This window comes from Hephaestia mangrovi (assembly GCF_019880555.1).
GTDB classification, from domain to species: Bacteria; Pseudomonadota; Alphaproteobacteria; order Sphingomonadales; family Sphingomonadaceae; genus Sphingomonas; species Sphingomonas mangrovi.
This window is the reverse complement of record NZ_JAINVU010000001.1, coordinates 233,537-251,007: the sequence shown is the minus strand read 5'-3', so window position 1 is coordinate 251,007 and position 17,471 is coordinate 233,537. Positions and strand designations below refer to the sequence as shown.

General features: G+C 66.5%; 17 protein-coding genes and 2 riboswitches. Of the genes, 9 read left to right on the top strand and 8 right to left on the bottom strand.

Annotation, left to right across the window (positions count from 1 at the left end):
* Positions 1 to 7 precede the first annotated feature (7 nt).
* The 3 genes from rnhA to ispH are packed head-to-tail and all read right to left on the bottom strand — an operon-like array spanning position 8 to position 2,364.
* Positions 8 to 460 (bottom strand): ribonuclease HI, encoded by a 453-nt coding sequence (gene rnhA / locus K7G81_RS01095; protein WP_223028896.1) that lies wholly within the window; start codon positions 458 to 460, stop codon positions 8 to 10.
* Positions 457 to 1,410 carry a homoserine kinase gene (gene thrB / locus K7G81_RS01090; protein WP_223028895.1) on the bottom strand — a complete coding sequence of 318 codons (954 nt, stop codon included), beginning with the start codon at positions 1,408 to 1,410 and terminating at the stop codon, positions 457 to 459. Before thrB ends, rnhA begins: the two co-directional genes overlap by 4 nt.
* Positions 1,411 to 2,364 (bottom strand): 4-hydroxy-3-methylbut-2-enyl diphosphate reductase, encoded by a 954-nt coding sequence (ispH, locus tag K7G81_RS01085; RefSeq protein ID WP_223028894.1) that lies wholly within the window; start codon positions 2,362 to 2,364, stop codon positions 1,411 to 1,413.
* A gap of 119 nt (positions 2,365 to 2,483) precedes the next feature.
* On the opposite strand from ispH, the gene K7G81_RS01080 reads away from it, so the two are divergent.
* From K7G81_RS01080 to K7G81_RS01055, 6 genes are all read left to right on the top strand, one after another.
* Positions 2,484 to 3,119, top strand: a complete 636-nt coding sequence (locus K7G81_RS01080) for a hypothetical protein (RefSeq protein WP_223029461.1) — start codon at positions 2,484 to 2,486, stop codon at positions 3,117 to 3,119.
* A 75-nt stretch (positions 3,120 to 3,194) separates the two neighbouring features.
* Positions 3,195 to 3,287: riboswitch (glycine riboswitch) on the top strand.
* A 1-nt stretch (position 3,288) separates the two neighbouring features.
* Positions 3,289 to 3,392: riboswitch (glycine riboswitch) on the top strand.
* A 53-nt stretch (positions 3,393 to 3,445) separates the two neighbouring features.
* Positions 3,446 to 4,573, top strand: coding sequence for a glycine cleavage system aminomethyltransferase GcvT (gene gcvT, locus K7G81_RS01075; protein ID WP_223028893.1), 1,128 nt, complete (start codon positions 3,446 to 3,448; stop codon positions 4,571 to 4,573).
* Positions 4,574 to 4,585: 12 nt separating this feature from the next.
* Positions 4,586 to 4,957 (top strand): glycine cleavage system protein GcvH, encoded by a 372-nt coding sequence (gene gcvH / locus K7G81_RS01070; protein WP_223028892.1) that lies wholly within the window; start codon positions 4,586 to 4,588, stop codon positions 4,955 to 4,957.
* Positions 4,958 to 5,004: 47 nt separating this feature from the next.
* The gene (gene gcvPA / locus K7G81_RS01065; protein ID WP_223028891.1) at positions 5,005 to 6,363 is read left to right on the top strand and encodes an aminomethyl-transferring glycine dehydrogenase subunit GcvPA; all 1,359 of its coding nucleotides are present in this window, start codon (positions 5,005 to 5,007) and stop codon (positions 6,361 to 6,363) included.
* Positions 6,360 to 7,928, top strand: coding sequence for an aminomethyl-transferring glycine dehydrogenase subunit GcvPB (gene gcvPB / locus K7G81_RS01060; protein WP_223028890.1), 1,569 nt, complete (start codon positions 6,360 to 6,362; stop codon positions 7,926 to 7,928). The genes gcvPA and gcvPB overlap by 4 nt, the downstream gene beginning before the upstream one ends.
* 65 nt (positions 7,929 to 7,993) lie before the next feature.
* Positions 7,994 to 8,509, top strand: a complete 516-nt coding sequence (locus tag K7G81_RS01055) for a CcdC protein domain-containing protein (RefSeq protein ID WP_223028889.1) — start codon at positions 7,994 to 7,996, stop codon at positions 8,507 to 8,509.
* A 77-nt stretch (positions 8,510 to 8,586) separates the two neighbouring features.
* Here K7G81_RS01055 and K7G81_RS01050 read toward each other — a convergent pair whose 3' ends face one another.
* From K7G81_RS01050 to K7G81_RS01040, 3 genes are all read right to left on the bottom strand, one after another.
* Positions 8,587 to 9,090 carry an SRPBCC family protein gene (locus K7G81_RS01050; protein WP_223028888.1) on the bottom strand — a complete coding sequence of 168 codons (504 nt, stop codon included), beginning with the start codon at positions 9,088 to 9,090 and terminating at the stop codon, positions 8,587 to 8,589.
* Complete coding sequence (locus tag K7G81_RS01045; protein ID WP_255586464.1) at positions 9,074 to 9,418, bottom strand: ArsR/SmtB family transcription factor; 345 nt, start codon at positions 9,416 to 9,418, stop codon at positions 9,074 to 9,076. The genes K7G81_RS01050 and K7G81_RS01045 overlap by 17 nt, the downstream gene beginning before the upstream one ends.
* Before the next feature lie 79 nt (positions 9,419 to 9,497).
* The gene (locus K7G81_RS01040; RefSeq protein ID WP_223028886.1) at positions 9,498 to 10,412 is read right to left on the bottom strand and encodes a DMT family transporter; all 915 of its coding nucleotides are present in this window, start codon (positions 10,410 to 10,412) and stop codon (positions 9,498 to 9,500) included.
* A 54-nt stretch (positions 10,413 to 10,466) separates the two neighbouring features.
* Here K7G81_RS01040 and proS point away from each other — a divergent pair, with 54 nt between their 5' ends.
* A complete protein-coding gene (gene proS, locus K7G81_RS01035; protein ID WP_223028885.1) occupies positions 10,467 to 12,002 on the top strand; it encodes a proline--tRNA ligase in 1,536 nt (511 codons plus the stop codon).
* Between the two features lie 7 nt (positions 12,003 to 12,009).
* Here the strand turns inward: proS and K7G81_RS01030 are convergent, their stop codons facing one another.
* Positions 12,010 to 12,408 (bottom strand): hypothetical protein, encoded by a 399-nt coding sequence (locus tag K7G81_RS01030; RefSeq protein ID WP_223028884.1) that lies wholly within the window; start codon positions 12,406 to 12,408, stop codon positions 12,010 to 12,012.
* Positions 12,409 to 12,495: 87 nt separating this feature from the next.
* Between K7G81_RS01030 and K7G81_RS01025 the strand changes: the two genes are divergently transcribed.
* Complete coding sequence (locus K7G81_RS01025) at positions 12,496 to 13,227, top strand: hemerythrin domain-containing protein (protein ID WP_223028883.1); 732 nt, start codon at positions 12,496 to 12,498, stop codon at positions 13,225 to 13,227.
* A 3-nt stretch (positions 13,228 to 13,230) separates the two neighbouring features.
* Here the strand turns inward: K7G81_RS01025 and glpD are convergent, their stop codons facing one another.
* Positions 13,231 to 14,679 carry a glycerol-3-phosphate dehydrogenase gene (gene glpD / locus K7G81_RS01020; protein ID WP_223028882.1) on the bottom strand — a complete coding sequence of 483 codons (1,449 nt, stop codon included), beginning with the start codon at positions 14,677 to 14,679 and terminating at the stop codon, positions 13,231 to 13,233.
* 445 nt (positions 14,680 to 15,124) lie between these two features.
* Here glpD and K7G81_RS01015 point away from each other — a divergent pair, with 445 nt between their 5' ends.
* Positions 15,125 to 17,341, top strand: a complete 2,217-nt coding sequence (locus K7G81_RS01015) for a ribonuclease R family protein (protein WP_223029460.1) — start codon at positions 15,125 to 15,127, stop codon at positions 17,339 to 17,341.
* Positions 17,342 to 17,471 lie beyond the last annotated feature (130 nt).

Genomic DNA, 17,471 nt, shown 5'->3' with positions numbered 1-17,471 from the left:
TTTACGGTTACGCCCGCTTTCCCGCCGCGATCGCCGCATCGCTCGCCAAGCGGTCGGCGCGTTCATTGTCGGGATGTCCGGCATGGCCCTTCACCCATTCCCAGGTAATCCGGTGCCGCGCGGTCGCCTCGACCAGCGCCTGCCATAGGTCGGCGTTCTTGACCGGCTTCTTCGCCGCGGTTTTCCAACCGTTCCTGCGCCAGCCGTGAATCCATTTGGTCAGTCCGTCCATCACGTAGCGGCTGTCGGTCGACAGCATCACCGCGCACGGGCGTTTCAAGGCGTTGAGCGCCTCGATCACCGCGGTCAGCTCCATGCGATTGTTAGTCGTCATCGGGTCACCGCCCGAAAGTTCCTTCTCATGCCCGCCGGCGCGAATCACCGCGCCCCACCCGCCGGGACCGGGATTGCCTTTGCACGCGCCATCCGTCGCGATCTCGACCTTGGTCAACTCGCTCACGCCAGCGCGTCCGCATTCTCGCGATACCAGTCGAGCCGGCGGACGTAAGCGATCGGATCCTTGCGCGTGACCAGCGCATCGGCCGGGGTGTTGAGCCAGTCCCACGCGCGCGTCAGCGCGAACCGCAGACAGGATCCCTGCGCCAGCACCGGCAGTGCCGCGCGCTCGGCGCCGGTCAACGGCAAGATCGATTCGTATCCCGCGATCAGCGCGCCCCCCACAGCGGGATCGGCCGGCGTGCCGTCCGCTTCGAACGCCCAGGCCGAGTGCATCACAGCCAGATCGTAGGCGCGTATGTCGGTGCAGGCGAAATAGAAATCGATCAGCCCGGTCACCCGATCACCCTGCATCAGCACGTTATCGGGGAACAGGTCGGCATGGATCGCCGAGCGGTCGAGCGCCGCTGGCCATTTCGCCAGTACATCGCCCAGCGCCTGCGACAAATGCGCGCGCAATCCCGGTTCGATCTCGTCGAGATCGGCGCCGCAGCGATCGAGCAACGGCGCCCATACCTCGGGGCCGAGCGCATTGGGCCGTTGCTCGGAAAAATCGGCCAGCGCCCGGTGCATCTCGCCCATCGCGCGCCCGGTCGCCAGCGCCTGCGCGGGCGTGGGGTGCGACAAGGACACGCCGGGCAGGAACGCGATCAGGCAAGCGGGGCGCCCGGCCAGCGACTGGATCGCGACACCCTGGCGATCCTTGATCGCCGGCGGTACCGGCAGCCCCCGCGCGGCGAGATGATCGAGCAACGCCATGAAGAAGGGCAGATCCTCGGCGGAAACGCGCTTTTCGTAGAGCGTCAGGATGAAGCGGCCGCCGGTCGTGTCGATCAGGTAATTACTGTTCTCGACTCCTTCGGCAATGCCCTTTGCCGACACCAGCTCCCCAACGTCGTAGCGCGCCAGGAACGCCGCCAGGTCTTCGGCGGAAACATGCGTATAGACAGCCATTTACGCGACTTCGAGGCTGCGCGGCAGCTTGAAGGCGATATCCTCGCGCGCGGTTTCCACTTCTTTTTCGGTGATCGAGAAATGCTCGGCCAGTCGGTCGATCAGTTCGCGCACGAGCTTCTCCGGCGCCGACGCGCCCGCCGTGATGCCGAGCGTCCTCACGCCATCGAGCCACCCGCGTTCGAGTTCAGCCGCACGCTGGATCAGCTTCGCTCGCACGCCCCGACGCTGCGCGACCTCGACCAGGCGCTGCGAATTGGACGAATTGGGCGCGCCGATCACCAGCATCGCATCGCATTCGGCCGCGATCGCCTTGACCGCAGCCTGGCGATTCGACGTCGCGTAACAGATATCCTCTCCACGCGGCCCCTGAATCGAAGGAAACCGCGCCTTGAGCGCTGCGACGATCTCCGCGGTATCATCCACCGACAAGGTCGTCTGAGTGAGAAACGCAAGGTTGTCGGGATCGGCGGGCGCCAGCTTCGCGACATCGGCGGCGGTCTCGACCAGTGTCATCGCCCCCTGCGGCACCTGGCCGAACGTGCCGATTACCTCGGGATGGCCGCAATGGCCAATGAAGACGATGTGCCGCCCCGCCTCCACCAGCCGCTCCGCCTGCCGATGCACCTTCGAAACCAGCGGGCAGGTCGCATCCAGATAAGCGAGTCCGCGGCTCTCGGCGTCCGCCGGGACCGATTTCGGCACGCCATGCGCCGAAAACACCACGGGCGCGCCAGCGGGGACTTCCGCCAGATCTTCGACGAAGATCGCCCCCTTCTCGCGCAGTTCGGCAACGACATACCGGTTATGCACGATCTCGTGGCGGACATAGACCGGCGCGCCATGTTTCTCGAGCGCCAGCTCGACAATGCGGATCGCGCGATCGACCCCGGCGCAGAATCCGCGCGGCGCGGCGATCAGCAGGCTGAGCGCAGGCTTTTCGGCAATGGACATGATCGCGCGCTCTACGCGATTGCTTGCCTCGACGAAAGCCGCTTCCTATGGTGCGCGCCGATTGGGGCCGGCGCATTGGCCGCGCTGGCCCTTTGCATGTTGAAAAGGTTTGCGTGCCTGTGACAGCCCGGAAATTCGTTCCCCTCGCCCTCGTTCTCCTCGCCGGCGGCTGCGCGCACGCCGGTGATATCACGGCGGGGGGCATCACCGCCGTCCGCACGCCCTGCCCGGAGGTAATCGTTCCAGCCGGCACCGGCGACATCACATTGTTCGACCCCGCAACGAGTCGCGACGCCAATACGATCGACGTTTCGGCGACGATGACCGATGTGCGATCGACCTGCGACGCAAGCGGCGAACAGGTCGTCACCAATGTCACGTTCCAGGTCAACGCGGCACGGACCCGCACTGATGGCGCGCGCGACCTGACGCTGCCTTATTATATCGCGGTGGTGCAGGGCGGCAGCGTGGTCGTCGCCAAGCGGACCGGACAGGTATCGGTACATTTCGACGCAGGCCAGGCGCGCGCCTCGACCAGCGGCCATGCCAGTGCCAACGTGTTGCGGTCGGCCGCGACGCTGCCCGACGAGGTTCGCCGCGAGCTGACCAAGCCGCGCAAGGCCGGCCAGGAAGATGCCGCGGTCGATCCGCTGTCGAAGCCGAGCATCAAGCAAGCCGTGCAGCGCGCCACCTTCCAGGCGGCGGTCGGCTTCCAGCTTACCGACGATCAGCTCAAATATAACGTGACTCGCTGATTTCACCCGCGGGCACGATTGACTCGCTCCGCCGCGTCGGTAAGGGCGGAAATGTCGATGACGGGTAACCGTCATGGGCTTCGCGCGGGAGAGCGATCCGGGCAACCGGGTCCGCCGAAGGAGCAACCGCCCCGGAATCTCTCAGGCACCCCAGACCGCGCGGGGCTGATCGGCACTCTGGAAAGCGGGCGGGCCGTAAATGGCGCGCCCCACCGAAGGGGTAACCCCGCATAGCGGGGGAAAGCTCTCAGGTTCCGTGACAGAGGGGGCGGCGCGAACGGCAACCGGCCGAAGCGTCGTTTCCTTTGGTGATGGGAAGCCCTGAGATGAGCGATGACCACGACACGATCGACGATATCGAAACGGCCGTGCTGCCCCTCGACGCTTGGCACCGCGCGCATGGCGGCCGGATGGTCGAATTCGCCGGCTACTGGATGCCCGTCCAGTATGAAGGGATCATGGCCGAGCATCTGTGGGTGCGCGAGTCGGCCGGCCTGTTCGACGTCAGCCACATGGGGCAGCTCCATCTAGCCGGCGACGGCCTGGACGACGCGCTGGAGGCGCTGATCCCGGCCGACTTGAAGGGTGTGAAGCCCAACGCCCAGAAATATTCGCTGCTGCTCGCCGAAAATGGCGGTATCCTCGACGATCTGATGCTGACGCGCTGGGACGACGGCAGCATCTACATGGTCGTCAACGGCGCGGTGAAGTACGACGACATCGCCCATCTGCGCGACCATCTGCCCGACGAGATCACGCTCAATCACATGGACGAGCAGGCGCTGCTTGCATTGCAGGGCCCCAGGGCGGTCGATGCGTTGGCGCGGCTGGTGCCGGGCGTTGCCGAGCTGACCTTCATGAAGGGCAGCCGGTTCGACTGGAACGGCGTGTCGCTGTGGATCAGCCGGTCGGGCTATACCGGCGAGGACGGGTTCGAGATTTCGGTGCCCGCCGATCATGCCGAGACGCTCGCCGACGCGCTCACCGCCCAGCCCGAAGTCAGGCCGATCGGCCTCGGCGCGCGCGATTCACTCAGGCTCGAGGCGGACCTGCCGCTCTACGGCCACGATCTCGATCCCGAGACGACGCCGATCATGGCCGCGCTCAATTTCGCGGTCGCCAGCAAGCGCCGCCGCGAGGAAGCCAATTTTCCCGGCGCCGAGCGCATCCTCTACGAGCGCGAGAACGGCGCCGTCGTGAAGCGCGTCGGCCTGCTGGTCGAGGGTCGCCAACCGGTCCGCGAGGGCGCAGCAGTGCTCGATGCCGATGGTTCCGAGGTCGGCAAGGTCACGTCGGGCGGCTTCGCGCCGACGCTCGGGCAGCCGATCGCGATGGCCTATGTGCCTGTCGCGATGGCCGAGCCCGGCACCCGCATCCAGCTCACCCAGCGCGGCAAGATCCATGAAGCGACCGTCGCGCCGATGCCTTTCGTCCCCCACCGCTACGCCCGTTGAGGAGTAAATAAGATGCCCCGTTACTTCACCGAAGATCACGAATGGGTCGATGTCGATGGCGACACCGGCACCGTCGGCATTTCCGATTATGCGCAGGGCCAATTGGGCGACATCGTGTTCGTCGACCTGCCCGAAGAGGGCAAGGAGCTGACCAAGGGCGACGATGCGGCGGTGGTCGAATCGGTCAAGGCGGCGTCGGACGTCTATTCGCCGGTATCGGGGACGGTGATCGAGGCCAATGGCGACCTCGGCGACACGCCCAACCTGGTCAACGACGATGCCGAGGGCGACGGCTGGTTCTTCAAGCTGACCCTGAGCGACACCAGTGAGCTCGACGGCCTGATGGACGAGAGCGCCTATGAGGCGTTCGTCGCGAAGCTCTAAACATCACGTCATGCCCGCTTTGCCGGGATGGCGCGCGAGGAAATTGAATGCGTTACCTGCCCCTGACTGCCGATGACCGCACCGCGATGCTGGCCCGCATCGGCGCCGCGTCTATCGACGACCTGTTCGTTGACGTGCCCGAGGCCGCGCGCCTCGATGGTCCGATCCACGGCCTGCCGAACCATGCCAGCGAACTCGCCGTCGAACGGCATTTGTCGGCACTCGCGCGCAAGAACACGGTGGCGGACGACGTGCCGTTCTTCCTCGGCGCCGGTGCGTATCGCCATCACGTGCCGGCCTCGGTCGATCACCTGATCCAGCGCGGCGAGTTCCTGACCGCCTATACGCCCTACCAGCCCGAGATCGCGCAGGGCACGCTGCAGATGCTGTTCGAGTTCCAGACGCAGGTTGCCCGCCTGCTCGGCACCGACGTCGCCAACGCCAGCATGTACGATGGCTCGACCGCCTGCTGGGAAGCGATCACGATGGCGCGGCGCATCACCAAGCGCGGCAAGGCGATCCTGTCGTCGGGACTGCACCCGCATTACGTCTCGGTCGCCAACACGATGGCCAAGTTCACCGGCGACGTGCTGGAGACGGCCGCGCCGACGCTGACGGCCGAGCCCGACACCGCCAGCCTGATCGACAAGATCGACGGTGATACCTCGTGCGTCGTCGTCCAGTATCCGGACATCCTCGGGCGCATCGGTGACCTTTCCGAGCTCGCCGCCGCGTGCCACGCGAACAAGGCGCTGCTGATCGCGGTAGTGACCGAGCCGGTCGCGCTCGGGGCGCTCAAGTCGCCCGGCGAGATGGATGCCGACATCGTCGTCGGCGAGGGCCAGTCGCTCGGTGTCGGGTTGCAGTTCGGCGGGCCGTATGTCGGCCTGATGGGCTGCAAGGAAAAGTACATTCGCCAGATGCCCGGCCGCTTCTGCGGCGAGACGGTGGATGCCGAGGGCAAGCGCGGCTTCGTCCTGACGCTGTCGACCCGCGAGCAGCATATCCGCCGTGAGAAGGCGACGAGCAACATCTGCACCAATTCGGGGCTGTGCGCGCTGGCCTTTTCGATCCACATGACGCTGCTGGGCGAGGCGGGCTTGCGCAAGCTGGCGATGGTCAACCACACGCAGGCCGTTGCCGCGGCCGAGCGCCTGGCGCGGGTGCCGGGCGTCGAGGTAGTCAACCGGAGCTTCTTCAACGAGTTCACGCTGAAACTCTCGAAGGAAGCCCGTCCGGTTGTCTGGCAGCTCGCCGAGCGCGACATCCTCGCCGGCGTGTCGATGGGCCGGCTCTATCCGGGTGAGGACGCGCTGGCCAATGGCCTGATCGTCGCCGTCACCGAAACCACCACCGCGGAGGACGTCGAGGCGCTTGCCTCCGCGCTTGAGGAGGTGCTGGCATGAGCATCAACCAGAGCGGCTGGCGCCCCGAAATGGCCGAAGAGCGCCGCGATACGACCGTTACCGCCACCGGCAACAAGGCGCTGATGCTTGAAGAGGCGCTGATCTTCGAGATCGGCGATACGCACACGACCGGCGTCGACATTGCCGACGCGGCGGCGAGCGCGAGCAAGCTCGGCGGGCTGGAGCGCAAGGCGGAGATCGGCCTGCCCGGCCTTTCCGAGCCCGAAACGGTGCGCCATTACACCCGCCTGTCGCGCCAGAATTACGCGATCGATCTCGGGCTGTTCCCGCTCGGCAGCTGCACGATGAAGCACAATCCGCGGCTCAACGAGAAAGTCGCGCGGCTGCCTGGGTTCGCCGACATCCACCCGCTTGCGCCGATCCAGTGTGTGCAGGGCGCGCTCGAGCTGATCGATCAGCTCGCCCACTGGCTGGTGACGCTGACCGGCATGCATTCGGTGGCGATGAGCCCCAAGGCCGGCGCGCATGGCGAGCTGTGCGGCATCCTGGCGATCCGCGCGGCGCTGGAAGCGCGCGGCGACACGCGCAAGGTCGTCCTCGTTCCCGAAAGCGCCCACGGCACCAACCCGGCGACCGCCGCATTTGCCGGCTATGCGGTCGATAACATCCCGGCGAACCAGGACGGCCGCGTCGATCTCGCCGCGCTCAAGGCCCGTCTCGGCCCCGATGTCGCCGCGGTGATGATCACCAACCCCAACACCTGCGGCCTGTTCGAACGCGACATGAAGGCGATCTCCGACGCGGTCCACGCCGCGGGCGCGTTCGTCTATTGCGACGGCGCCAACTTCAACGCGATCGTCGGCCGGGTGCGCCCCGGCGACCTCGGCGTCGATGCCATGCACATCAACCTGCACAAGACCTTCTCCACCCCGCACGGCGGCGGCGGGCCGGGTTCAGGGCCGGTGGTGTTCTCGCAAGCGCTGACCCCGTTCGCTCCCCTGCCCTTCGTTGAGAAGGCGGCGGACGGATCGTTCCGGCTGGTTGAGGAAGAGACCGCCGAGGAGCATCACGGCCAGTCGTTCGGCCGCATGGTCGCCTTCCACGGCCAGATGGGCATGTTTACGCGAGCCTTGTCGTACATCCTCAGCCACGGCGCCGACGGGCTTCGGCAGGTGGCCGAGGACGCGGTGCTCAACGCCAATTACGTGTTGCGCAGCCTCGACGACGTGCTCGACGCCCCGTTCGGCCCCAGCGGCCCGTGCATGCACGAGGCGCTGTTCTCCGACGCCGGGCTGGCCGAGGGGTTCACCACGCTGGACATCGCCAAGGCGCTGATCGACGAGGGTTATCATCCGATGACGATGTATTTCCCGCTGGTCGTCCACGGCGCGATGCTGATCGAGCCGACCGAGACCGAATCGAAGGCAGCGCTCGACCAGTTCGTGATGGCGCTGCGTTCGGTCGCCGAGCGCGCCAAGACCGGCGATCAGGCGCTCAAGTCCGCCCCGCATTTCGCCCCGCGCCGCCGCCTCGACGAGACGCTGGCGGCGAGGAAGCCGGTGCTGGTGTGGAAGGAGCCGGCGCTGGCCGAAGCGGCTGAATGAGGCTGTCCGGCCCCGTATCGATCTGATAAACCGTCGATCCACGTCAGACGGGGGATCGCACGCGCATGCAGGTTCATCACGGGCCGCCGAACAGCTGGCTGAGCTACGCCATTCCGTTCGCCATCATCGCGGTGGTGATGATCCTGCGCATTCGCCGGATGAGCCGGATGCGGCCGCTCAGGATCGAGCAATTGTGGATCGTGCCGGCGCTTTATCTGGCGGTGGTGACGATGCTGTTCGTCCAGCACCCGCCGAGCGTGCAAGGCTGGGCAAGCGCGGCGATCGCGCTCGTCGCCGGCGGCGTGCTCGGCTGGCAGCGCGGCAAGCTGATGCGCATCCATGTCGATCCCGAAACCCATGCGCTCAACCAGCAGGCGTCGATCGCCGGCATGGCGTTCCTGGTCGTCCTCGTCTTCGGCCGCTTCGTCGCGGAGACCGCTAGCGGCTCGATGCATATGAACGTCGGCATGATCGTCGACACCCTCGCCGCGCTGGCGCTCGGCATGTTCAGCGTGCAGCGCCTGGAAATGTACCTGCGCGCCAAGCGCATGCTCGCCGAGGCACGGGCGGGCAGCGCCTGACCCAGGCATGGGTGGGAGACAATGGCCGGACCATGCACATCCGGCGACCGCTTCCGCCCCCTGAGGATGCCTGCGCGCTAGTCGTCCATGCCGGAAAGCAATTCGTCGAGTTGGTCCAGTTGCTCGGGCAAGCCGGCCGCCGAGCCTTGCAATGCTTCCTCGAGTGCCTCCCTGGACGGATAGGCTTCGTGGAAAGTCAGCAATGTCCTTCCGCCCCGCTCTTCGAAGGTTACGGTCGTGACCGCGCCTTCTTCGCCCTCGTCGTTGGTCCACACGATGCGCTCGTTGGGCACCACTTCGAGATACTTGCCATAGAAGGCCATGGTGTCCGAACCGCCGGCGCTGAATTCCAGCCGGTATTTGCCGCCGGTCCGCACATCCATGTCGCAAGCCACCAGCGAGACGCCGGCAACCGATTTCGGCATCCACCAGCGCCTGAACAACTCGGGCTGGCTCCACGCCTTATACACCGTGCTCGGTGGCGCATCGAATGTTCGCGTGACGACGAGTTCGCGATCCCCCTTGCGCTCGACCGACGTGCGGTTTCGCGCGCCATCCGCGCTGTCAACTTGCTGAGTCATTGCTTCTCTCCTGCTCGATTTCGCTAATGATGTCGTCCAGTGCTTCGAAGCGAGCCTCGAAGAGTTTGCGATGCGTCTCGATCCACTCAGCCTCCGCCTCGAGGCCGCGCTTCCCGAGCCCGCACGTTCTCACCCGGCCGACCTTCTGCGTGACGACAAGCCCCGCCCGCTCGAGCACCTGGATGTGTTTCTTCATCCCGGTGAGCGTCATCTGGAACGTGTCGGCAAGGCTGGTGATCGAGGCATGCCCCCGCCCAAGCCGGTCGATGATCCCACGGCGAGTCGCATCAGCCAGCGCCGCGAATGCAAGATCGAGAGGAGGATCCAAACACTGAACCATATGGTTCAGTGTTTAGCCTGCTTTCACCGGCGGGGCAAGCATTCCTGTCCCCCGCCTAGGGTCAGGCCTAGAAGCGCGTAATCGCGCGCTCAGTTTCGCGTTGGCGGCGGAGGTGTTCGCGCCAGATGATATAGAGGCCACTGGCGATGATGATCGGGGCGCCGATCCAGGTGGCGGGCGTGGGCAACACCGCGAACAGTAGCCAGCCGTAGAGCGTCGCCCACAACAGGCTGGAATAATCGATCGGCACCACCACCGAGACGGGGCCGTGGCGCAACGATCCGGTCAACGCCAATTGCCCGCAATTGCCGCAGATGCCGACGCCGAGCAGCCAGGCCCAGGTCCAGCCGATGACATGGCCGTGGTCGAACGCCACCGCGATCGACAGCGGCACGGTGGACAGGGTGGCGAACCAGAACACCGTGGTGAACTGATGCTCGGTCCGGCCGATGCGGCGCAGCAGGATCATCACCACCGCGGTGAGAAAGGCAGCGGCGATCCCGGCGGCGGCACCCCATAAGGGGAAATGCCCGCTGCCCGGCTGCGCGACGATCAGCACGCCGATGAACCCGGCGATCACCGCGCCCCAGCGATGCCAGCCGGTCGGCTCCTTGAGGAACAAGGCACCGAGAATGGTCGCGAAGATCGGCACCGCGAAGGCCAGCGTGGTCGATTCGGCAAGCGGCAGAAGCATTACCCCGGTGAACAGGCAGGTCATGCTCGTCATCCCGACGATCGCGCGAACGACATGGGCACCGAACCGCCGGGTGCGGATGGTGCCAAGGCCGGGCCCGAACGCGATCACCGCGCCGACCAGCGGAATCCCGATCGCCTGGCGGACGAACAGGATTTCGGAGAGGTGCGCCCCGCCCGCTTCGGCGAGCTTGATGAACGCGTTCATCGTCGCCATGCAGGCAGCCGACAGCAGCCGCAAGGTAACGGCCATCAGGATGCGGTCGCCGGAAGGGGTGTGCGCTGGCATTGACCCGCCTTCCTAACACGCTAAGCGGGCGTTTCACCCCAAACGGAAACTTTCATGGTCAAGCACGCCCTCTCCGTCACTCGTCAGGACGATTTCGCGCAATGGTATCAATCGGTGATTACCGAGGGAGACATGGCCGAGGAATCGGGCGTGCGCGGCTGCATGGTGATCCGGCCCTGGGGCTATGGCATCTGGGAGCGCATCCAGCGCCTGCTCGACGATCGCATCAAGGCGACCGGCCACGACAATTGCTATTTCCCGCTGTTCATCCCGCTTTCCTATTTCGAGAAGGAGGCCGAGCACGTCGAGGGCTTCGCCAAGGAAATGGCGGTCGTCACCCATCACCGCCTGATCCCCGACGGCAAGGGCGGCCTGATGCCCGATCCCGAAGCCAGGCTGGAAGAGCCGCTGATCGTGCGCCCGACCAGCGAGATGGTGATCGGCTCCGCCTTCGCGCGCTGGATCCAGTCGTGGCGCGACCTGCCGGTGCTGATCAACCAATGGGCCAATGTGGTGCGCTGGGAAATGCGCACGCGGATGTTCCTGCGCACCTCGGAGTTCCTGTGGCAGGAAGGGCATACCGCGCACGCCACCCCGGATGAGGCGGAGCGCGAGACGCTGAAGATCCTCGAGCTCTATCGCAGCTTCGCCGAGGATTGCCTCGCGGTGCCCGTGGTTGCTGGCGAGAAGCCCGAGAACGAGCGCTTCCCCGGCGCGGTGGCGACCTATTCGATCGAGGCGATGATGCAGGATGGCAAGGCGCTGCAGGCCGGCACCTCGCACTTCCTGGGCACCAATTTCGCACACGCGCAGAACATCCGTTTCCAGAACAAGGAAGGCCAGTTCGAGCTGGCCAACACGACGAGCTGGGGCGTCTCGACCCGGCTGATCGGCGCGGTCATCATGACTCATGGCGACGACGATGGCCTGCGCGTTCCACCGGCGATCGCGCCGTGGCAGATCGTGATCGTGCCAATGCTGCGCGATGCACCGGAGGATGAGGCGATCACCGCTTATTGCCATGAATTGCAGGCCGCGCTGGCCCGGCAAACGGCGCTCGGCGAGCCGGTGCGCGTGCTGCTCGACCTCAAGCCCGCCAAGGCCGCGGTGAAGCGCTGGGGCTGGGTGAAGAAAGGCGCGCCGATCGTGATCGAGGTCGGCGGCCGCGACATGGCCGGCGGCAACGTCTCGGTGATCCGCCGCGACCGGCTGTATCGCGAGGACGGCAAGCTCGACAGCCAGGCGACCAGCCGGGACGCGTTCATCGATGGCGCGACGGCGATGCTCGAGGAGATTCAGGGCGCGCTGCATGGCGAGGCCAAGGCGCGGCTCGACGCCAATATTGCGCGCGACGTGACCGATTATGCCGGGCTGGAGGCGTTCTTCGCCAAGGGCGGCAAATATCCCGGCTGGGTGGAAGTGCAATGGTCGCGCCCGACGGGTGCCGAACTGGACGGCGTGGTCGAGAAGCTCAAGGCGCTGAAGCTCACCATCCGCAACGCGCCGACCGACGCCGCGCCGGCCGACGGCCCCTGCCTGTTCACCGGCCAGCGCGCCGTGGAGCGCGTGCTGATCGGCCGGGCATATTGAGGACCGCTCAGTCGACTGCCCAGCTTTCCGGATCATCGGCCGGCGGCAATCGGCTGTCCAGCCACTCGGCGACGGTGGTGGGGTCCATGTCGGCGATCGGGCATTCGATCACCCAGGAGAGATAGGCGCGCGGCCCGCCGTTGAGATAGGGCGGCGGCGAGACCGGCTTGAACGCGGTCGGCAAGCGCTCGTTCGGCGACAGATAATTGAGCACGTGGCCCAGTTCCTGGATCACGCTCCACGCCAGCGGGTGATCGATCAGCACACCGAACTTGACCCACCACAGATCGTCGTCGGTGCCCGAGGCGATCCCCTTGAGCGGCGTCGCGTCGGTTTCGATCGCGGGCAGCCGGACGAGATAATCGACCAGTGGCTGGAAACGCGGATGGTGGCGGTCAGCGGCCATGCGTCACGCTATCGCAAGCACCCGCGCATCGCCAGCGCGTCCATTTGCCGCGCTCACGCGTTTTCCCGAGCGCAAAGGAGAGAGATGATGGCGGAGATCGATCGCAGGACGAGCCTGGCGCTGGGCGGCGCATTGCTGCCGGCGCTGCTGATCGGCGCGTGCAAGGCGTCGAGCGATGCGCGCGAGCACGAGAATGCGCAAGCCGGTGGGGACGAGCAGCCGGTCACCGCGAACGAGGATCTGATGCGCGAGCACGGCGTGCTGCGCCGCATCCTGATCGTCTATCGCGAAGCGGCGCCGAAGATCGCCGCCAATCCCGCGCAGGTCGATGCGGCGGCGCTGGCGACCGCGGCCAATCTGTTCCGCACCTTCGGGGAGCAATATCACGAGGAAAAGCTGGAGGAGCAGCACATCTTTCCCGCCGTCGCCAAGGCCGGCGGCGCGGCGGCGAACCTGGTCGATACCCTGAAGGCGCAACACAAGCGCGGCCGCGAGATCACCGACTTCATCCTCGATCAGACCAGGGCCGGCCGTATCGCCACCGGCCAGGCCGAGGCAGTGGCCAGGGCGATGCTCGGCTTCACGCGCATGTACGAAGCACATGCGGCGCGTGAGGATACGATCGTCTTTCCCGCTTTCAAGGCGGCGATGGGCCAGCAACATTATGACGAGCTCGGCGAGAAATTCGAAGAGATCGAGCGCCAGCAATTCGGCGGTGACGGGTTCGACATGGCGGTCGACAAGGTTGCCGGCGTCGAACAGGCGCTTGGCCTCGGCGATCTGGCGATTTTCACCGCGCCGCCGCTCGCCCGCGGCTGAACCTCAGCGCGCGAACCAGCGCTCGACCGCGGCGCGCTGGTCATCGGTCAGGCGCAGGCCGAGCTTGCTGCGGCGATCGAGCGCGTCGGCGGCGCAGGTCGCCCATTCGCGGTCGCGCATCCAGCGCAGCTCGATCTCGCTCAGCCCGGCGCCGAAATCGCGCCCCATCGCCGCTTCGTCGGCAATGCCATCGAGCATCTCCGCGAGTTCGGTGCCATAAGCGTGCGCCATGCGCGCCGCGCGGGCATCGCCGAGGAACGGCCAGGTCGCGCGGACGCTGGCGACGAATTGGTCGAAATCGGCGATCGCCCCGCCGGGGAATACGCGCGCCGGCGTGACCGGGTGCGGCGCCACGCCGATCGCCGGGCAGAGCTTTTCCATCGCATCTTCCGCGAGATGGCGCGCGGTGGTGATCTTGCCGCCGAAGATCGACAGCAGCGGCGCGCCATCGGCATCGAGCTCGAGGACGTAGTCGCGCGTCACCGAAGCGGCATTGGCGGCGCCGTCATCGTAGAGCGGGCGGACGCCGGACCAGCTCGAGGTCACGTCGGCGGGCGCGATCTGGCGGACGAAGTGACGGTTCACCGCCTCGCACAGATAGGCGATCTCGTCGTCGGCGATCACCGCATCCTCGGGCTGATCGACGGGAATGTCGGTGGTGCCGATCTCGGTGAAGCCGTGCTGATAGGGGATCGCGAAGACAATGCGGCGGTCGGGCTGCTGCAGGATATAGGCGTGGTCACCGTCATAGAGGCGCGGCACGACGATATGGCTGCCCTTGACCAGCCGAACGTTGCTCTTGGTGGTGACGCCGAGGCGGCCGAGCATCTGATGCACCCATGGCCCGGCGGCATTGACCAGCGCGCGGGCGGTGACGATGCGGCCGTCGGCGAGCGTAGCGCGCCAGCCGCCGTCGATCCGCTCGGCATGGTCGAGCGCGTAATAGGTGTCGATCGCAGCACCATTGGCGGCAGCGTCGAGCGCGTTGGCGAGCGTAAGGCGCGCATCATCGACGAAGGCATCCCAATAGACGAAGCCCCTGTCGCCGCCCTTGAGCGGAGCGGTGAAGGCGGTGTCGCGCGCACGCAGGCCGCGCGAGCGCGGCAAGGACGATTTGCCACCGAGCAGATCGTAGAGATAGAGGCCGGCGCGGACCATCCACCATGGCCGCACCGCATGTTCGTGCGGCAGGACGAATTCGAGGCCGTGGATCAGGTGCGGCGCGGCTTTCAGCAGCCGTTCGCGTTCGTGCAGCGCCTCGGCGACCAGCCGGAAATCGTAATATTCGAGATAGCGCAGGCCGCCGTGGATCAGCTTGGTCGATTTCGACGACGTCTCGCCGGCGAGATCGCCCTTGTCGACCAGCATGACGCGCAGGCCCAGCAATGACGCCTCGCGCGCGATCGCGCAGCCGTTGATGCCGCCGCCGATGATGAGGAGATCATGGTCCATGCGTCTTCTTATGTCCGACTGCGCGGCGATTCGGTCCGCGTGCGCCCCGAAGCCGAAAACGAGCGGGGCCGAAGTGGAGAAAGTTCACACCCTGGCGCACCAAACAAGGAGAATGCGCCCGCGAGGCCCCGCTGTGGCAACGCCAAGTGACGGCGAAGCGACAGTGGCGCACCATGAGCGCGACGCTTACGCGCCACCGACGCGACCGCGGCGGAACGCTTGGCGACGCCCGCGCCCCTCCTTTGCGCCACGGTCGCGCCAGTCGCGCGCCGACCGGGCGACGGTTTCTTCAGCCGGTTATCGCAAGGATTTTCGCGTTCCATCGAACAGGGTAAATCACACGAAATCCAATTTTGGAAGAGAGCGGCAACGCCAGCGATGGCGCTTGCGCAAGAGCGCTGTCCCGCGGGGTGACGGTTCGGTGCGAAGCGCCTATCTTGCGGCGATGCCTCGCGCCAAACCCAAGCCCGGCCTGCCTTCCAAGAAGCAGATCCTCGATTTCATCACCTCGTCCGACACCCCCGCCGGCAAGCGCGAGATCGCGCGCGCCTTCGGGCTGCACGGGCAGGAGAAGATCGCATTGAAGGCGCTGCTAAAAGACATGGCCGACGAGGGGCTGATCGATTCGGCCCCCGGCCGCGCTTTTCACAAGATGGGCGGGCTGCCCAAGGTGACGGTGCTGCGCGTCGTTGATGCCGATGAAGGCGGCAATTTGTGGGCGGTGCCCGAAAACTGGCACGCCGACACGCCGCCGCCCAAGGTGCGCGTGCGCGAACGATCGAAAAAGGGCGCGCTCGGCGTCGGCGACCGCTTCCTCGGGCGGACCGAGGAGGTCGGCAAGGGCTGGATCGCGCATCCGATGAAGCGGCTCGCGCGCGGCGAGGAAATGATGCTCGGCGTGCTGCGCGAGGAAGGCGGGGGGCTGTGGCTGCAAGGCGTCGAGAAAAAGGAGCGGCGGGATTTCGCGGTGTCCGACGCCGGCGACGCGCAGCCCGGCGATCTGGTCCGCGCCGAGAAAACGGGGCGCGGCCCGCGGGTTTCGGCCAAGGTGGTCGAGGTGCTGGGCGATCCGTTCGCGCCGCGGAGCTTCTCGCTGATCGCGATCGAAAAGCTGGGTATTCCCGACACCTTCTCCGACCGCGTGCTGGAGGAGGCGGAACGGGTTACCAAGACCAAATTGTCCGACGCGCCGCGCGAAGACCTCACCCATCTGCCGATCGTCGCGATCGATCCCGCCGACGCGCGCGACCATGACGACGCGGTATGGGCCGCGCCCGACGACGATCCCAAGAATGCCGGCGGCTGGAAAGCGATCGTCGCGATCGCCGATGTCAGTTTCTACGTTCGCCCCGGCTCGGCGCTCGATGCCGAAGCGCGGCGGCGCGGCAACAGCGTCTATTTCCCCGACCGCGTCGTGCCGATGCTGCCCGAGAGCCTGTCAGCGGACATGTGTTCGCTGAAGGAAGGCGCCGATCGCGCGGCGCTGGTGTGTCATCTGCAGGTCAGCGACAGGGGCGCGCTCAAGAGCTGGCGGTTCACGCGTGCGACGGTGCGGATCGCGGCGAACATCGCGTATGAGGACGCGCAGGCGACGATCGACGCGGGCAAGGGCGACTGGTTCGACGCACTGGAGCCCCTGTGGGATTGCTGGCGCGCGCTCTATGCGGCGCGGGAGAAGCGCGAGCCGCTCGACCTCGACCTGCCCGAGCGGCGCATCGTGCTCGACGAGACCGGGCGGATCATGTCGGTCGCCCCGCGCGAACGGCTCGACGCGCACAAGCTGATCGAGGATTACATGATCGCCGCCAACGTCGCGGCGGCCAAGGCGCTGGAGGCGAAGAAGGCGCCGGTGATGTACCGTGTCCACGAGCCGCCGAGCCGCGAGAAGCTGGTCGCGCTCAAGGAGTATCTCAAGACCTTCGACCTCGAGTTCGCGCTCGGCCAGGTCATCAAGCCGGCGACCTTCAACCGCGTTCTCGCGCGCGTCGGCGAGGCGGATTTCAAGCCGCAGGTAATGGAGCAGGTGCTGCGCACGCAGACCCAGGCCTATTACGCGCCGGCCAATCATGGCCATTTCGGCCTGTCGCTCGGCAGCTACGCGCATTTCACCTCGCCGATCCGGCGCTATGCCGATCTGCTGGTGCATCGCTCGCTGGTCAGCGCCTACGGGCTCGGCCCCGGCGGCCTTACCGACGACGAGGCGGCCGAGATGGAGCGGCTGGGCGAGCAGATCTCGATGCTCGAACGTCGCGCGATGGAGGCCGAGCGCGATACCGTCGACCGCTATGTCGCTGCTTACCTGTCGGAGCGCGTCGGCGAGGTGGTCGAGGCGCGGATTACCGGCGTGCTCAATTTCGGCTTCTTCGCCACCGTCGAAGGGATCGGCGGCGACGGGCTGATGCCGGCGCGCGACCTGGGGCGCGAATATTTCCGCTATGACGAGACCGCGCAGCAGCTGATCGGCGAGGAGAGCGGCACGACTTACGCGTCCGGGCAGCGCCTGCGGTTGCGCCTCGCCGAGGCCAACCCGGTATCGGGCGCGTTACGTTTCGAGCTGTTGCCCGAGGATCGCGACGACGCGCCGCGGCCCCGCAAGCCCGGCCGCCCGATCAAGCGGCGCGGCCGGCCGCAGAACATCCGCCACCAATCGCGCAAGCGCTGACAATTGGCCCCCGGCAGCGGCGCGGGGCAAACGCGCTCAATCAAGCGGACGCGGTACTATGGTCCCGCGAATATGAAGCTCGCTCCATAGTTATCTCCGTCACGCTAGCGGCGATCTTATGCGGCGAATC

Bases quoted from the DNA above. Each gene is read 5' to 3' on its own strand.
- thrB (WP_223028895.1), bottom strand. From the start codon at position 1,410: ATGGCTGTCTATACGCATGTTTCCGCCGAAGACCTGGCGGCGTTCCTG.
- ispH (WP_223028894.1), bottom strand. From the start codon at position 2,364: ATGTCCATTGCCGAAAAGCCTGCGCTCAGCCTGCTGATCGCCGCGCCG.
- gcvT (WP_223028893.1), top strand. From the start codon at position 3,446: ATGAGCGATGACCACGACACGATCGACGATATCGAAACGGCCGTGCTG.
- gcvH (WP_223028892.1), top strand. From the start codon at position 4,586: ATGCCCCGTTACTTCACCGAAGATCACGAATGGGTCGATGTCGATGGC.
- gcvPA (WP_223028891.1), top strand. From the start codon at position 5,005: ATGCGTTACCTGCCCCTGACTGCCGATGACCGCACCGCGATGCTGGCC.
- gcvPB (WP_223028890.1), top strand. From the start codon at position 6,360: ATGAGCATCAACCAGAGCGGCTGGCGCCCCGAAATGGCCGAAGAGCGC.
- K7G81_RS01055 (WP_223028889.1), top strand. From the start codon at position 7,994: ATGCAGGTTCATCACGGGCCGCCGAACAGCTGGCTGAGCTACGCCATT.
- K7G81_RS01050 (WP_223028888.1), bottom strand. From the start codon at position 9,090: ATGACTCAGCAAGTTGACAGCGCGGATGGCGCGCGAAACCGCACGTCG.
- K7G81_RS01040 (WP_223028886.1), bottom strand. From the start codon at position 10,412: ATGCCAGCGCACACCCCTTCCGGCGACCGCATCCTGATGGCCGTTACC.
- proS (WP_223028885.1), top strand. From the start codon at position 10,467: ATGGTCAAGCACGCCCTCTCCGTCACTCGTCAGGACGATTTCGCGCAA.
- K7G81_RS01030 (WP_223028884.1), bottom strand. From the start codon at position 12,408: ATGGCCGCTGACCGCCACCATCCGCGTTTCCAGCCACTGGTCGATTAT.
- K7G81_RS01025 (WP_223028883.1), top strand. From the start codon at position 12,496: ATGGCGGAGATCGATCGCAGGACGAGCCTGGCGCTGGGCGGCGCATTG.
- glpD (WP_223028882.1), bottom strand. From the start codon at position 14,679: ATGGACCATGATCTCCTCATCATCGGCGGCGGCATCAACGGCTGCGCG.
- K7G81_RS01015 (WP_223029460.1), top strand. From the start codon at position 15,125: ATGCCTCGCGCCAAACCCAAGCCCGGCCTGCCTTCCAAGAAGCAGATC.